The organism is Sphingomonas sp. Xoc002 (assembly GCF_050408055.1).
Lineage (GTDB): Bacteria > Pseudomonadota > Alphaproteobacteria > Sphingomonadales > Sphingomonadaceae > Sphingomonas > Sphingomonas yabuuchiae.
In genome coordinates this window covers 1,011,485-1,026,647 of the sequence record NZ_CP191175.1, presented here as the reverse complement: position 1 = coordinate 1,026,647, position 15,163 = coordinate 1,011,485, and the positions used below count along the sequence as shown (strand labels likewise).

Below are 15,163 nucleotides of genomic sequence, written 5' to 3'. Positions count from 1 at the left end.
CGGCGAGGCATATCCCGTAACGCGAGACCCCTCACCATCCTGCACGCGATCCCGGCGGAGGCCGGGATCCACTCGGGGAGAGCGCCCGCAGCTCGGCCAAGCAGCCGAGCGCTCGCCCCCCTCACCCCGCCAGCAGGGTCCGTGCACATCCCTGCACATGATCGGCGATCAGCTTGAACGCCGCACTCATCGGCGACTGGCGGCGCCAGGCGATGGCGATCGACCGATGCGCGCGCCATCCCTGGACGGGCAGGATCTTCAATCCTGTCGCCCCACCCACTTCCGATCGCAGATACAGGCTGGGCAACAGCGTCAGGCCCAGCCCGCTCGCAACCATCTGGTGCAGGCTTTCCAGGCTGGTGCCGTAATAGTCCGGCGCGATGGTCATGCGATAATGCTCCGCGACCTCCGCCGCCTGCCGCGCCAGATGATGACGTGGGTCCAGCGTCAGCAGCGGACTGCCGCTCAGCACCTCGCGATCCGCTGGGATGGCGGCGTCGATCGGATGGTCGAGCGCGGCGACCAGATGCAGTGGCTCGCGAAACAGGGGCTCGACGGTCAGGTCTTCGCCGGTCATCGGCAACGGGCCGAGCAGCACGTCGATATCGCCGCGGGACAGTTCGCGAACCTGTTCGTCGGGAATGCCTTCGCGCACATGCAGGCGCAGGCGCGGGGCCATGCGGTGCAGTTCGGCGATGATCGGCGACAGGAGATACGGCCCCAGCGTCGGCGTGGTCCCCAGCTTCAGCGTGCCGGTCAGGCTGTCGGTCGATCCCGCCGCCAGCGCCACGATATCGCTGGCGTCGCTCAGCATGCGCCGCGCGGTCGCCACGATGCTGCGCCCGACCGGCGTCAGGATCGCACCCGTCGCACTCCGCTCCAGCAGCCTGGCGCCCAGCCGCTCCTCCAGCGTGCGTACCTGCTGGCTCAGCGTCGGCTGCGAGACATTGGCGACCCGCGCCGCCAGCGCGAAGGAGCCCGTGTCGGCGATCGTGACCAGATATTCGAGCTGACGCAGGGTAAGCATAGGGCTCTATAGCTTCTTTCTATACCCCAGGCACGGCAATTCCGATTGGCCACGACCATGTTATGTCGTTACACCAACTTCACTAGGATCAGGCCGAAGCGTAACGTTCATGGAGGGGACATGAAGGTGCTGCGGAGTGAAGGTGGCCGTCTGCTGCCCGCTCCGGCTCGGTCAAGATACGGAAAAAGGGGCGCGTTTTGGCGGGACAACGATTGGGTTTTCGGGATGCGGTGGGCTGGCTGTCGCAGATCATAGGCCCTGATTCGGCCTATATCCGCCTTGGCATCGTCTATACCATCGCGATCAGTCTGTTGTCGCTGGCGACACCCATCTCGGTCCAGTTGCTGATCAACAGCGTCGCCAATACCGCCATGCCCGCCCCGCTCTGGGCGCTGTCGGGCGTGCTGCTGATGCTGTTGCTGATGGTTGCCGGGCTCAGCGCGATCAGGGTGTGGATCATGGCCGCGTTCGAGCGTCGCCTGTTCTCGCGCGTGGTCGCCGAAGTCACGATACGTGCGGTCCATGCCCAGGACCCCTTCTTCGCCGATGGCAATCGCGGCGACCTGTTCAACCGCTATTTCGATCTGGTGATCGTGCAGAAATCGGTGCCCAGCCTGGTCATCGGTGCCTTCACCATCATGCTTCAGGCGGCGATCGGCCTGACCATCACCAGCTTCTACCACCCGGTCTTCCTCGCCTTCAACGTGGTGCTGGTCGCCGCACTCCTGCTGGTGTGGATGCTCTGGCGGCGCGGCGCGATCAGCGGGGCGGTGGCGCTCAGCCATGCCAAGCACAATGCCGCGCGCTGGCTGGAGAGCGTCGGCGGGTCCAACGGCTTCTACAAGTCGCTGCGCCATCTCGACTTCGCGATGAACCGGTCGGAGGCGATGACCGCCAACTATGTCGACACGCATCGCCGCTATTTCCGCTATCAGTTCGCGCAGACCATCGCCTTCCTGCTGATCTACGCCTTTGCCAGCGCCGGATTGCTGCTGCTGGGCGGCATGCTGATCCTGCGCGGACAGCTGTCGCTGGGCCAGCTGGTCGCGGCCGAGCTGATCCTGTCGGGCGTCTTCTACGGCATCTCGCAATTCGGCTGGTATCTCGACACCTTCTACGATCTGGTCGCCAGTTCCGAGGAGCTGTCGCTGCTGTTCGCCATTCCGCAGGAGCCGACCGTGCGCGGCGACAACGGTCCGCGTGACGGATCGGTCAAGCTGACCGATGTGGCGTTCAACGACGCGCGCTATAATCTGACGCTGGCGGCCGGAGAGCAGCTCGTCACCGTGGCCGAGCCGGGGGCCGAACGCCTGCTGGCCATGCTGCTGAAGCGCCACGCCCTGCCCGATCGCGGCCTGGTGCGGATCGGCAATGCCGATCTGGGCTCGTTCGACATGTACCGCCTCCGCTCGGAGGTGACGGTGCTCGACCGCTCGACCATCGTCGAGGTCACGATCCGCGAATATCTCCGCCTCGCCTCGGGCGAACTCGCCGAAAAGGCGATGGAGGCGCTGGCGCTGGTCGGGCTGGAACGCCGTCTGGCCAGCCTGCCGCAGGGGCTGGATACGCCGCTGGGTTCGACCGGCTATCCGCTGAGCGTCGGCGAAACGATGGCCCTGAAGCTCGCCAACGCGCTGCTGGTCGGCCCCAAGCTGCTGCTGCTCGGGCAACTCTACGACCTGTTGCCGCCCGAACGGCTGCGCGCCGCGCTACACCTGTTGCGAGCGCATGGCACGACCGTGCTGCTGTGCACCGGCCGCCCCGAGGACATGGAACTCGACGGCTATCTCTATCTCGGCCTGACCGAGCAGCGCCGCTTCGAGCAGCTCGCCGACCTCCAGAACGCCTATCGCCGGGAGGACGCCGATGTCGCCTGATCAGCTCGCGCATTTCCGCACCCTCTCGTCGCTGCGCCCACCACGGGTCACGGTCGCCATTGCCTGGATCCTGACGGTCGGCATTGCGGCCGTCATCTTCATTCTGTTCTTCGTGCCATGGTTGCAGACCGCGCAAGGGCGCGGCCAGGTCGTCTCGCTCGACCCCACCGACCGCGCGCAGGACGTGACCGCGCTGGTGCCCGGCCGCGTCGAGCGCTGGTATGTCCATGACGGCCAGCATGTGAAGCGCGGCGACCCGATCGCGCGGATCATCGACCTCGACCCCAATCTGCTGTCCCGCCTGGCCGCCGAACGCGCACAGGTGGAGGCCGAGATCGCCTCGGTCCGCCAGTCGCAGGCGGTCGCCCAGATCGACGTCAGCCGCACGCGCCAGCTCTATGCCGAGGGGCTCGCCTCCCGCCGCGACTACGAACAGGCACAGATCAAGGTGGCCGACTCCGGCGCCAAGCTGGCGGAGTCTCGGGCCAAGCTGAACCGCATCGACGTGCAGCTGAACCGCCAGTCGGCACAGCTGGTCCGCGCCCCGCGCGACGGCCGTATCCAGAACCTGAACGCGGCGGCGGGCGGTGCCTATGTCTCGGCGGGCACCGCGCTGGCGGTGGTCGCGCCGGAAGAGGTGCAGCGCGCGGTCGAGCTGCTGATCGACGGTCGCGACGTGCCGCTGCTCCGCCCTGGCCGCCCGGTGCGTCTGGAGTTCGAGGGCTGGCCCGCGATCCAGTTCAGCGGCTGGCCCTCGGTCGCCTACGGCTTTTTCGACGGTCGCGTCCGCACGATCGACCCCAATGCCAATGCGCAAGGGCTGTTCCGCATCCTGGTCGAGCCCGCGCCCGGCAAGCCCGCCTGGCCCGAGCGCCGCTTCGTCCGGCTGGGCGGCAAGGTGCAGGGCTGGGTTCAGGGAGAGACGGTCACGGTCGGTTACGAGCTGTGGCGTCAGCTGAACGACTTCCCGCTCGAATTCGGCCAGACGGCGAATGACAAGCAGGACGACAAGGGCGCGAAGGACGACGACAAGAAGATCGCGGCCAAGGCGGGCAAGCCGAAATGATGCGCTCGCTGCTGCTGATCTTCGCGCTCGCCCTCCCTGTCCTGTCGACACCCGTCATGGCCCAGCGGATCGAGGCGGTCCCCGCGCCCGCGCCTGTGTCCCGCACGGGGCCGCTGACGCTGGACGAGGTGCTGCGCTCCTCCGCCCGCGCCGCGCCGCAGATCATCGAGGCGCTGGCCAAGATCCGCTCGGCGGAGGGCAAGGCGATCACCGCCGACGGCGCGTTCGACACGGTGTTCGAGGCCGAGGGCCGCTCCCGCACGCTCGGCTATTACGACGGCACCGTCGCCTCGGCGAGCGCGAACCGGCCGCTGAGCAACAATGGCGGTTACGTCTATGGCGGCTACCGGGTCAGTCGCGGCAGTTTCCCGGTCTATGAGGACCAGAATTACACCAACCGTCTGGGCGAGGTGAAGGTCGGGGCGCTCTATTCGCTGTTGCGCGACCGGCTGGTCGACGAGCGCCGCACCCGCCGTACCCTGGCGTCGGGCGATATCGACATCGCCAGGTTCGAGCGCGAGGCCGTGGCGATCGGCGTGCAGCGGCGCGCGGTCGATGCCTATCAGAACTGGGTCGCGGCGGGCCTACGCCTGCGGGCCTATCGCGAGTTGCTGGACCTCTCGCTCAACCGGCGGGGTGGCCTCGCCCGGCAGGTCGAACTGGGCGCGCGTCCGGATATCCTGCTGGCGGAGAACGACCAGAACGTCGTCCGCCGCCGGGCGCTGGTCGTGCGGGCCGAGGGGGATTTCCAGGCGGCGGCCAATGCCCTGTCGCTCTATTACCGCGATGCCGAAGGCGATCCGGTGCAAGTCGGGCCCGAGCGCCTGCCCGGCGGGGCCGAGGCGCTGTCCGGCGTCGCGGTGGCGGCGCGGCGGAATTTCGAACAGCGCCGCCCCGATCTCCAGGTGCTGCTGGCGCGGATCGACCAGGGTTCGGCGCGTCTGGCGCTGGCGCAGAACGACCTGCGCCCCCGCTTCGACCTGCGCGGCGAGATGGGCAAGGATGTCGGTCCCATCGGCCTGGGCGGCCCCAATCGCACGCCATTGGAGGCGGCGGTCGGCTTTCGCTTCTCGATGCCGCTCCAGAACCGCGCGGCGAAGGGCCGCATGGTCGAGGCACAGGCAGAGATGGATGCGCTGTCGGCGCGCAGCCGCTTCCTGCGCGACCAGATCGCAGTCGAGGTCGAGGGGATCACCATCGGCGTCGATGCCGCCGAAAAGCTCGCGACCATCGCCGAGCAGGAGCGCCAATTGGCCGAACGGCTCGCAGCGGCCGAGCGGCGGCGGTTCGAACTGGGGTCGAGCGACTTCTTCCTGGTCAACCAGCGCGAGGAAACCGCAAACGACGCACGTGTCCGCCTGATCGACGCGCAGGCCCGGATCGCGGCCGCCCGCGCCGAACTGGCCGCCGCCACCGCCGACCGCGCGGCGCTGGGGCTGGAGCCCTGAACGGGCGGCTAAGCGAGGATCTAAACCCGATCCGCCAACGGGGCATTGCTGGCGGGAACGACCGGCGCCCCATCGGTGATCGGTGCGAGCGCGACGGGGTGGCCGTAGAGATAGCCCTGCCCCAGCCGACAGCCGAGCTGGCGCAGACGCTCCGCCTGCCATTCGGTCTCGATCCCTTCGGCGATCACGACCTTGCCCAGGCCGATCCCCAGGCCCACGATCGCGCTGACGATCGGGAAGGTGCCGCCATCGGTTTCGTCGAACCCGGCGACGAAGGACTGGTCGATCTTGATCCGGTCCACCGGCAGGTCGCGCAGATGGACCAGCGAGGCATAGCCGGTGCCGAAATCGTCCAGCGCGATGCACACACCCGCGTCGTGCAGCGTGCGCAGGCTGGACAGGATGCTGTCGGCGCCGCGGTCGAGCATCACGCCCTCGGTCACCTCGACGCACAGCCGCGACGGCGCGACGCCATAATGCGCCAGCCGTTCGAGCACGGTGCGCGCCGAACGCGGTCCGCCAAGCTGCGCCGAGGTGAAGTTGACGCACACCACGCCCAGCGCCTCGCCGCGATCGCGCAGCGCGATCAATGCCAGTTCGAGGACATGGTCCTGGATGCGCAAGCCGATCCGCTCGGCGACCAGCACATCGGCGAAGCGGTCCGGGGTCATCAGCCCGTGAACCGGATGGTCCCAGCGGAGCAACGCCTCATGCCCGCACACCGTTTCGGTCTCCAGCGAGACGATGGGTTGCAGGTATAGGACGAATTCGCCCTGATCCAGCGCCTGCTCGGCCTCCCCGGCAAAGGCGACCTGAAGCTCGCGCAGGCTGCTTTGCAGCGGATCATAGCGGACATAGCGCGCGCGGCCCAGTCGCTTGGCGGTGTAGAGCGCCAGATCGGCATTGTGATACAGCAGGTCGAGCGCCTGGGCATCGTCCGGATAGCGTGCCGACCCGATGCTGAGCGACATGGTCCGGCTGCGATCGCGGCCATGCCATTGCTCGCCCTGGATGCCGGCGATGCGTTCGGCCAGGGCAGCCTCGTCATGCAGCGAGCCGGGGCACAGGATCGCGAACTCGTCGCCGCCGATCCGCGACACCCGCACATCCGCCATCGAACGGACGACCCCGCCCAGCGCGGTGCCGACATGGCAGAGCAGCATGTCGCCGCTGGCATGGCCCAGCCGGTCGTTGACGTCCTTCAGATAATCGACGTCGATCAGGAACAGGCTGAACGGAATGGACGCCTTCATCAGGGCATTGGCCTGCTGCTGAAAGGCGGCGCGGTTGCCCAGGCCGGTCAGGAAGTCGGTATGCGCGGCCAGCCGCAGTGTCTTGGTCTCGGCCATGTCGATTTCGCGCCGCTGCCGCGCTTCGTCGAGTTCGCGGCGGATGCGGCGGAAGCGGTCGGCGATCGCCAGCGACAGGACCAACGCCTCGAACGCCAGCGCCAGGAAGGTCGCCATGTCCACCGCGTCATTCTGCCGCACAAAGCCCAGATTGCGCGCCAGCCGCAGGACGAACAGCGTGATGACCGGGCTCCATCCGATCATGTAGAACCAGACGACCCGGCTGCCCCGCCGCGCTGCCACGACGCAGGACCAGGCGATCAGCGCCGATGTCGCGGCAATGTCGTAGTTGAGCAGCCGGTCGGTCAGCACCGGGGGAAACCAGGTATCGGCGGCGGCCAGCGCGCCGAACACCGCCCCCCCGATCGCCAGCAAACGTCCCGCCCGGATCACGCCGGGGGACAGCACCCCGTCCTCGATGACCGAGAAGAAGAACATGTTGCACGCCGCGACCATCAGCCCGACGAGCACGAACCAGATCCGCACGGCGATCGGCCCGACCAGCCACGGCACGAACAGCGCGGCCGTATTGGTCCAGATCAGGCCATAGACCAGCGCAACCGCCACCCAGAGCAGATACCAGCGTTGAAAGGCGGGCCGCCGCCCGGCATGGATCACCAGATTGTAGAGAAAGGCCGACAACAGGGTCCCGGCGAACAGACCGGTCAGCACCAGCCAGCCGATATCCGCACCGTTCATCGTGCTGCCCGGCCGGGCGACGACCTTGCGCATCAGCGACAGGTCGTCGATCTGCCGGAAGCCGACATAGAGCTTGCGCACGTCGCGCCCCGGCGGCCCGACCACGAACTTCAGGAGGCCGCCGGGCGTCCAATGGCCCCGCAATTCATCATAGGACAGCACCCGACGCGTCGCCTTGCCGTCGTTCGTGACGACCAGCAGGCCGAGGCGGTCGAACCGGGTCTGGTCGATCAACAGATCCCAGTCGGGGGGCAAGCTGCCCAATCGGGACGTATCCAGCCGCAACCACAACCAGTCCGCCCCCCGCGTCGAGGCCTCCGCGCCGCAGCGATAGGATGCCTCGACGATCCCGGCGTCGCTGGCGCTGTCCGGCAGCGCGGCGCTGCAGACGGTCGGATACAGATCGACCGCCTTGGCGGAGGCCGCGCCCGGCGTCATCGCGGCCAGCAGCAGCAGCCATAAAAGGCCCCATGCCCCGACGTCCCAAACCCGCTTCGCGGCCTTCATGCCGACCCGTCCCCAATCCGCATTAATGTGACGGAAACAAGACGGCCAATCCCTTAGAGCGCCCCCGCTCCCGCCGCTTTCCCCACTTGCGCCCTGACCGCCTTTTTACGCTTTCGTCAATCTCCGTATTTCAGGCCCTTGAAGTACGATGACTTTTTTCTGGACAATCGCAGGACCGGCCCGATCGCGGGCCGGGACACCGGTTTTCCGATATCGGACCGCGCGCGCTCTGGCGGCGGGCACAGGCTTTGGGCATGGAAGAGCCATGACGCTGTTCCATCGGATCGCCCGGTCGCTGCCCGCCTCCTTGTCGCTGTTCGTCGCCGCCTGTTCGCCACTGGCGACCTTCGACCGTCTGGTGCCCAAGGATGGCGGCGGCAGGCGGGTGGCGGAGGCGCTGTCCTATGGCTCCGATGCACGCCAGCGGCTCGACATCTATGCCCCGCGCACCGCCGGAGCGGGTGAGCGGCCGGTGGTCGTCTTCTTCTATGGCGGCAGTTGGAACAGCGGGACGCGCAGCGGCTATGCCTTTGTCGGGCGGGCGCTGGCGGCGCAGGGCTTTGTCGTGGTGATACCCGATTACCGGCTGGTCCCCGCCATCCGCTATCCCGCCTTTGTCGAGGACGGCGCGGCGGCGGTGCGCTGGACGAAAGGGCATATCGCCGGGTTCGGCGGCGATCCCGCGAAGCTGGTGCTGATGGGGCATTCGGCGGGTGCCTATATCGCCGCGATGCTGGCGGTCGACGATCGCTGGCTGGGCCGTGACCGACAGGCGGTACGCGGGCTGGTCGGGCTGGCCGGTCCCTACGACTTCGCGCCCTTCGACGTGGATGTCAGCCGGGCGGCCTTCGGGGCCTGGCCACGCCCGGAGGAAACCCAGCCGGTGCACTGGGCCGGTGCGGGCGATCCGCCGGCGCTGCTGCTCGTCGGCTCCGAGGACAAGACGGTCCTGCCGCGCAACAGCGAGGCGCTGGCCGCACGGCTGCGCGCGGGCGGCGTGCCGGTGACGCTGCGCGCCTATCCCAAGCTCGGCCATGTCGGGATGATCCTGTCGGTCGCCCGCCCCTTTCGCGGCCGTGCCCCGGTGTTGGCCGATGTCGCCGCCTTCGTCCGGCAGGTGACGCGCTAACGTCGGTCGGGGATCAGCCAGGTCTCTGCAACCTGCTTGCCACGCCCGCTGCCGCCCATGCCGGGCGGCCGGGTCCAGGCGAGGTCCAGCGTACCGCCCGCCGTCGCCTCGCGCGGGATGGCGACCGTGACCTGGCTGGGGTTGGCGGTTCGGACGAAATGCTCCTGCAACACCATCGTCCCGTTCGCGACCAGCCGCATCGGCAGGCTATAGTCCTCCCCCGCATAGGTGATCATCAGGCTGTAACCCCGGTGCGGGTCGAGCCCGTCATAATGCAACCGCAGCGGGCTGTCATAGAGCGTCTCGGCATAGTCGAGTTCGCCCGGCCACCAGCCGTCCGCCGGGGTCCGGTCGGCGATGCCGTCGATGGCGGTGGTGAAGAATTGCGGATCGGCCTGGAAACCGGGCCCGCGCACCAGATGCGGCTCGGCATCCGGGCGGCCCAGATCGTCATAGAGCGCGCCCTCCGCCCGGCGGCTTCGGTCGGGGATCGGCCACCCCTTGGCCATCTGCGCCTCGATCCAGGCGCGGCCGGTCAGGTCGACATCGGCGCGGTCGAGATTGGCACCCCGCTCGATATTCGACGCGCCGTAGCGCTTCACGCTGAGTTGCAGCCGCGCCGCCTGCCACAGCCGTTCGGCCAGCGCGTTCAGCCGGTCGAGCAACGCCGCGACCTCAGGTCCATCGCCGGTCGCCAGGATGGCGCGCGCGCGTTCGGGATCGGGTGCGGCCAGCGCCGCCGCTCTCCGTGAACGGGCGGCAATGGTGCGGCGGCGGACCAGTACATCATACACCGCACGATAGCGCAGCGAGTCGATCCGCCAGTCGGCGAACGCGGCGGGCCGGACCTGATCGGCGAGGCGCAACGTGGCGTCGATCGCGGAATTGGTGGCAGGATCGCCGACCCAATTCGCCTCCAGCGCCGCCGGAAGTGCTGCCGCCCGGTCATCGCCGATGAACACCCGCACATAGTCTTTCGCAAAGGCGCGGGCATCGGTCTTCGGGTCCCAACCTAAACGAAACCAGAGGAACTGGTTGAAATCGTCGTTCACCCCCTCGGAATAGGTGATGAACCCGGCGGTCAGGGGTGCGAAGCGGGCGAAAATATGCGCATAGGCGGCGGGGCGCGGATTGATCGGCTCGCGCCCCTCGGTCAGTGCGAGTTCGGGCCACCAGCGCGGCACCGGAAACTGCGCATGCATGGTGTGCGCGATGTCGGGATAGAGGATCAGCGGATAGCGCGCCGGTATCCGCGCCCGCTCGACCGACAGCGGATCGCGCGTCTGCGGACCGACGAAGACGCCGGTCAGCCAGTCGGGCCGTTTGTCCAGTTCGCGGTAGAACGCCTCGAACCCCGCCGCGTCGAACCCTTGCGACGAGATATAGACGGGTGCCGTGGGACGGCGCGCGCGAAGCAATGCCGCCTGTTGCGCCACGAGCGGAAACAACCGCGCGGGCGGCGTATGCCCGGGATCGCCGCCGGGCACATAGAGCGCATCGACATAGGGCAGGTCGGCCAGCACCCGCCGGAAAGCCGCGACCTCGGCGGCCACCGCGTCGGGCTTTTCGTAATCGCCAAGTTCGGGATAATAGAGCGCGACATCCAGTCCCAGCCGGTGAGTGATACGGGAAATCCCCGCCAGTGTCTCGCACGGCGGGGCGGGGAAGAGCGGCCCGGTCGCATCGTCGTCGGACACCGGCGCGATGATCTGCACGCCGCTGGCCCCCCAGAGCGCGAAATCCTCGATCCGCCGCTGAAACATCGGCAGGGTCCAGGCATCGTAGCTGTTGTTCTTGGGGCGATAACCGATCTGGGTCAGCCGCGTGGCATAAGTCGGCCGCTCGTCGACCGGTCCCCTCACGGTCAGCCGCGCGGTCCCGCCCGCAACATCGAGATGGCGCAGCACCCAGCCCGCGCCATAGACCAGTCCCCGCGTGTCTTCGGCGGTGACGACCGTCACCGGCCCCACCCGCCGGATCGCAAAGCCTTCGCGGCCCAGCTTGGCGGGTGCCCGCCACCGACTCCGCAGCGCAACGGGCAGCGCTGCCGCCACCGCCCCCGGCGGCGCGACCAGCACCCGGACGTCGCCGCACCGCGCGACCCGCTCGGCGATCCGGCGGTTCAGCAGATCCGCCGCAACGTCCCCCCCTGCCCCGGCCGTCGCACAGGATGCCGCCAGTGCGGCCATGACGGCGATCATGCCGCGATCCTGGCTGCGGGAACAGGAAAGGACGGGTTGCGGGTCACGCTCGGCTCCGTGGTTTCACTTTGGTCTTATGGCGCGACGGAACGAGGCCGCAAAGACAAAAGGCCCCGGCATCGCTGCCGGGGCCAGCGAAAGGCGGAGGAAGATCCGCCCTTCAGGGGATCGATCAGAAGCGGGCGGTTCCCGTTACCGAGAAGACGCGCCCGTTCTTGTACAGCGCGGTCGGGGCCGACGGCGTGCTGCTATACTGGTAATAGGTCTCGTCCAGCAGGTTCGACGCATTGGCCGTCACGCGGAAATGGTCGTTGATGTTGTACGAGGCCGAGAAGTCGAGCTGCCGATAGGAGTCGGTGAAGTTCGACGACTGGAGACGCCCGAAGCCGTAGAAATATTTCGAGCGGTAATTGTAGCTCAGCCGCGCCTGGAACGGACCGGACTCGAAATACGGCACGATGTTGTAGGTGTTGCGCGACAGATAGGGCAGGCCCTGCCCCGCCACCGCCGTCTCACCGCTGGCGAAGGTATAGTTGGACTGGATGCCGAAGCCCCAAATCAGGTTCGCCTGTCCGGTCAGCGAGAAGCCCGTGACGGTCGCCTGCCCGCCATTGACCGGCCGGTTGATCGCATATCTGTTGGTCTGCCCGGTCACGGCGTTGGTCAGCGGCACGCCGGTACCGTCCGGCCCGTTGTCGACGACATTGCCGATGTAATTCGAGATGTCGCGGTAGAAGACCTCGCCCGACAGATAGCTGGCGGGGGCGAAATACCACTCCGCCGACAGGCCGAAATTGGTCGCGGCATAGGGCTTCAGGTCGGGGTTGCCGCCGCCGCCGGTCTTCTGCGTATCGTCGAGCGACAACGAACCCGCCAGATCGCTATAGCGCGGCCGGGCGATGACCTTGGCCGCCGCACCGCGCAGCACGACACTGGGACCGGCGTCATAGGCGATGTTGAACGCGGGCAGGAAACGGTCGTCGGTGCGCGGCGCGGTGACCAGCGTCGTCTGGCCCGACGAGGACAGATAATAGGTCGAAATGTCGCGGGTGCGTACGAAGCGGCCGCCGATATTGCCGCGGAACTTGCCCGCCTGGTAATCGACCTGGACGTAGGCCGTGCCGATCCGCTCCTGCACCTTGAAGAACGAGCCGGTGTCGAGCGGCCGGGTGATGTTCAGCGTGCCCGGCGCGTTCAGCGCCTTGATCGCATTCTCCTGGGTCAGCGTTGCATAGGGCGTCGCATTGCCGGTGGTAGACAGGCCGTCATAGACGCTGGCGTTCAGGACATAGGAACCCAGATCGGCGAGCGTGAAGAAGTTGTTGGTGAAGGTCGCGCCGCCGAAGGTGGTCTGGCGATTGTCATGGATATTGGCGCGGACGCCGAAGCGCACCGTCTTCAGGACGTTGCTGTCGAGGTCGCGGGCGAAGTCGATCTGGCCGAACTTCTCCTGGTCGACCGTATTCTCGGCGCGGGTGATGCCGCCGATCTGCGCGCCGAAAAATCCCTGGCCATTGGTCGCGGCCAGCACGGCGGGTTCGGTACGCAAGCGGGATTCGGCGGGCGAGGTGCTGATCCACTGGGTGCCGTCGCTGGCGGGATTGTCCCAGTTCAGCATGGTGTTGCGACCGTTCGCACCGACCGTGAAGCCCTGGCGGGTACGGAAGTTCAGCAGATATTCGGGGTCCTTGCCGCCGGTCGCGCGGGTGAAGCCGCCATTGCCGGTGATCTTCCACCCATCGACATCCCAGTCGAACAACATGCTGTAGCTGTCATTCTTGATCCGGGTGCGGCGGAAATTGGTGTCCAGCTCCCCCATCCAGGTCCGGCTGGTGCTGGGCTGCGCGGCAAAGGTCGCCGAGGTGATCAGGCCGTTGCTGATCGTCGCGGCGGTCAACTGCGACCCGCGCACGTTGTAGCTATATTCGGAGTTGCTGAAATTGTCGTAATTGCCGCGGATCACGATGGCGTTGGCGGTCAGCGTGAAATTGTCGGTCGGCTTGAACTGCATCGTGCCGGTGAAGCCCAGCCGCTGGCGCGTCTGCTGGAAATATTCATGCGCCAGGAAGGCGGGCAGACGGGCGGTCTTCAGGTCGTTGATCGTTCCGCCGGTGATCGTCGCATTGGGGTTCTGCAGCACGGTCTGGCCAGCGGTATTGGTCGTGGTGAACTGGCTGCCGGTCAGATAGCCGTAAACGGCGACACCGGCACGCGCGAGATTCTCCTTGTCGTAATTGACCGAGCCCAACACCGCGAAGGTGTCGCTTTCGTTATGCCAGCTATACAGTGCCGAGCCGCGGAAATTGCCCCGGTTCGAGCGGTCATTATATTCGTAACCGGCGGTCGCGGTCAGCGTGCCGGGCTTCAGGTCCAGCGGCTTGCGCGTGACGATATCGACGGTACCGCCGATCGCGCCCTCCTGAAGCCGCGCCTCTGGCGTCTTGTAGACGACCGCCTGGCTGATGATCTCGGGCGACAGCAGCGAATAGTTGAAGGTGCGGCTCGACCGGTCGCCGGGATTGCCGCCCCAGTCGGCCGAGGCGATCGAATGGCCGTCGATCAGCACGCGGTTCAGCGCAGGCTCGACGCCCGCGATCGACACCTGCTCGCCCTCGCCGAACTGGTGGTCGACCGTGACGCCCGGCAGGTGCGACAGCGACTCCGCGACGTTGGTGTCGGGGAATTTGCCGACATCCTCCGCGCTGATCACGTCGACGATCGCGTTGGTCGACCGCTTGGTATCGATCGCGTCCTGAAGGCTCTTGCGGATGCCGCGTACGACGATGTCGTTCTCCTGGCCGACGGCGCTGATGTCCTGCGACGGTCCGGTGGTGCCGGTCGTGGTGGTCGTCGTCGACTGAGCCTGGGCGGTGCCGGTCAGCCCGGCCAGAATCGTGGTCGCCAGAATGCAATTGCGCAAGCGCATGATGGTAATCCCCCCTTTGCCGGTCCCCGCCCCCATTGGTGTGGACCGAACTTCGCGCCGACCCGGCAGGCGAAGCAGTGAGGGCGCCGATCCTCCCGACGATCGGCAACGCCTGCACTTGAGTTATAGAGATACCAATTAATACCAAATAGGCCACCAAAAAGTTTCTAAATTGTTTCTGGATTGTAATAGGACCTAATTGATTGCGCAGAAACGAGATTTGGTTCCACGACACCCCGGGCATCGGCAAAAGTGGACGAACGCCGGTGTCAGAGCGGGACACCCGATCGAGCGACCTGACATTCCCCCACGAATCGAACGGACTAGAGCAGGATGACATCACATCGGGTCCCCACTCCGGGTTACTCGAAAGAGAACCCGGTAAGGTTCCCCCGCACCCGCAGGGATGGTCCCTTCAACGCCCTGGTCGCCGCGAACACGGCACTGGGTTCCCCCGCACCCGTGGGGAACCACCAATAGCGAAAAATGGCCGTCTTCGACTTCAAGAACAAAAGGATCGCCTAAGCGTCCTTCGTCACATCCGATATCACCCCCATCAGACGTTCTAAGGGATATCGATCCCTTCTCGCGCACCCAACGGCTACTCCGTCAACCGTTCCAAGGCTTTCCGACCGGCGGCGGAATCGAGGTGGGACAGCATGCGTCGCTCCCGCTCCGACAAGCGGCGCGCTTGCCAGCCATAGGCCGCCATGCACGCCTCGATCGTATCCCCAGGCACCCGGCCCGGCGTGCCATTGTCGAGCAGCGCCGCCCCGTCCGGGCGCTCACCACCCGCCGCCGGGCCGGTGGTGATGATGCGGCACCGCCGGAGATCGGCTTCGACCTGCGCCGGAGTCGCACCCGGCCGGTAATAAACGACCAGCGGCACCGGATCGACCATCGCCAGCAAGGCCGCCATCACCACCATGACGAC

9 protein-coding genes are annotated in these 15,163 nt (G+C 67.0%); 4 read left to right on the top strand and 5 right to left on the bottom strand.

Annotated elements, in window-relative coordinates:
- Positions 1-121: 121 nt before the first annotated feature.
- Positions 122-1,027: a hydrogen peroxide-inducible genes activator gene (locus ACQR50_RS04770; RefSeq protein ID WP_428970003.1), complete on the bottom strand. Its 906-nt coding sequence runs from the start codon at positions 1,025-1,027 to the stop codon at positions 122-124.
- Positions 1,028-1,224: 197 nt separating this feature from the next.
- On the opposite strand from ACQR50_RS04770, the gene ACQR50_RS04765 reads away from it, so the two are divergent.
- From ACQR50_RS04765 to ACQR50_RS04755, 3 genes are read left to right on the top strand one after another with little or no spacing between them, the layout of a single operon-like run.
- Positions 1,225-2,904, top strand: a complete 1,680-nt coding sequence (locus tag ACQR50_RS04765; RefSeq protein ID WP_428970002.1) for an ABC transporter transmembrane domain-containing protein — start codon at positions 1,225-1,227, stop codon at positions 2,902-2,904.
- Complete coding sequence (locus tag ACQR50_RS04760; RefSeq protein ID WP_428970001.1) at positions 2,894-3,970, top strand: efflux RND transporter periplasmic adaptor subunit; 1,077 nt, start codon at positions 2,894-2,896, stop codon at positions 3,968-3,970. The genes ACQR50_RS04765 and ACQR50_RS04760 overlap by 11 nt, the downstream gene beginning before the upstream one ends.
- A complete protein-coding gene (locus ACQR50_RS04755; RefSeq protein WP_428970000.1) occupies positions 3,967-5,418 on the top strand; it encodes a TolC family protein in 1,452 nt (483 codons plus the stop codon). The genes ACQR50_RS04760 and ACQR50_RS04755 overlap by 4 nt, the downstream gene beginning before the upstream one ends.
- A gap of 20 nt (positions 5,419-5,438) precedes the next feature.
- Here ACQR50_RS04755 and ACQR50_RS04750 read toward each other — a convergent pair whose 3' ends face one another.
- The gene (locus ACQR50_RS04750; RefSeq protein WP_428969999.1) at positions 5,439-7,973 is read right to left on the bottom strand and encodes a putative bifunctional diguanylate cyclase/phosphodiesterase; all 2,535 of its coding nucleotides are present in this window, start codon (positions 7,971-7,973) and stop codon (positions 5,439-5,441) included.
- A gap of 265 nt (positions 7,974-8,238) precedes the next feature.
- Here ACQR50_RS04750 and ACQR50_RS04745 point away from each other — a divergent pair, with 265 nt between their 5' ends.
- A complete protein-coding gene (locus ACQR50_RS04745) occupies positions 8,239-9,102 on the top strand; it encodes an alpha/beta hydrolase (protein ID WP_428969998.1) in 864 nt (287 codons plus the stop codon).
- Here the strand turns inward: ACQR50_RS04745 and ACQR50_RS04740 are convergent.
- The 3 genes from ACQR50_RS04740 to ACQR50_RS04730 all read right to left on the bottom strand — a co-directional run bounded on the left by ACQR50_RS04740 (position 9,099) and on the right by ACQR50_RS04730 (position 15,157).
- Positions 9,099-11,303: a hypothetical protein gene (locus ACQR50_RS04740; RefSeq protein ID WP_428969997.1), complete on the bottom strand. Its 2,205-nt coding sequence runs from the start codon at positions 11,301-11,303 to the stop codon at positions 9,099-9,101. The genes ACQR50_RS04745 and ACQR50_RS04740 overlap by 4 nt on opposite strands.
- Before the next feature lie 172 nt (positions 11,304-11,475).
- Positions 11,476-14,229, bottom strand: a complete 2,754-nt coding sequence (locus ACQR50_RS04735) for a TonB-dependent receptor (protein ID WP_428969996.1) — start codon at positions 14,227-14,229, stop codon at positions 11,476-11,478.
- Positions 14,230-14,830: 601 nt separating this feature from the next.
- Positions 14,831-15,157, bottom strand: a complete 327-nt coding sequence (locus ACQR50_RS04730) for a hypothetical protein (protein ID WP_428969995.1) — start codon at positions 15,155-15,157, stop codon at positions 14,831-14,833.
- Positions 15,158-15,163 lie beyond the last annotated feature (6 nt).

Excerpts from the sequence above, each read along its gene's own strand:
- ACQR50_RS04760 (WP_428970001.1), top strand. The coding sequence starts at position 2,894 with ATGTCGCCTGATCAGCTCGCGCATTTCCGCACCCTCTCGTCGCTGCGC.
- ACQR50_RS04770 (WP_428970003.1), bottom strand. The coding sequence starts at position 1,027 with ATGCTTACCCTGCGTCAGCTCGAATATCTGGTCACGATCGCCGACACG.
- ACQR50_RS04735 (WP_428969996.1), bottom strand. The coding sequence starts at position 14,229 with ATGCGCTTGCGCAATTGCATTCTGGCGACCACGATTCTGGCCGGGCTG.
- ACQR50_RS04745 (WP_428969998.1), top strand. The coding sequence starts at position 8,239 with ATGACGCTGTTCCATCGGATCGCCCGGTCGCTGCCCGCCTCCTTGTCG.
- ACQR50_RS04750 (WP_428969999.1), bottom strand. The coding sequence starts at position 7,973 with ATGAAGGCCGCGAAGCGGGTTTGGGACGTCGGGGCATGGGGCCTTTTA.
- ACQR50_RS04740 (WP_428969997.1), bottom strand. The coding sequence starts at position 11,303 with ATGATCGCCGTCATGGCCGCACTGGCGGCATCCTGTGCGACGGCCGGG.
- ACQR50_RS04755 (WP_428970000.1), top strand. The coding sequence starts at position 3,967 with ATGATGCGCTCGCTGCTGCTGATCTTCGCGCTCGCCCTCCCTGTCCTG.
- ACQR50_RS04730 (WP_428969995.1), bottom strand. The coding sequence starts at position 15,157 with ATGGTGGTGATGGCGGCCTTGCTGGCGATGGTCGATCCGGTGCCGCTG.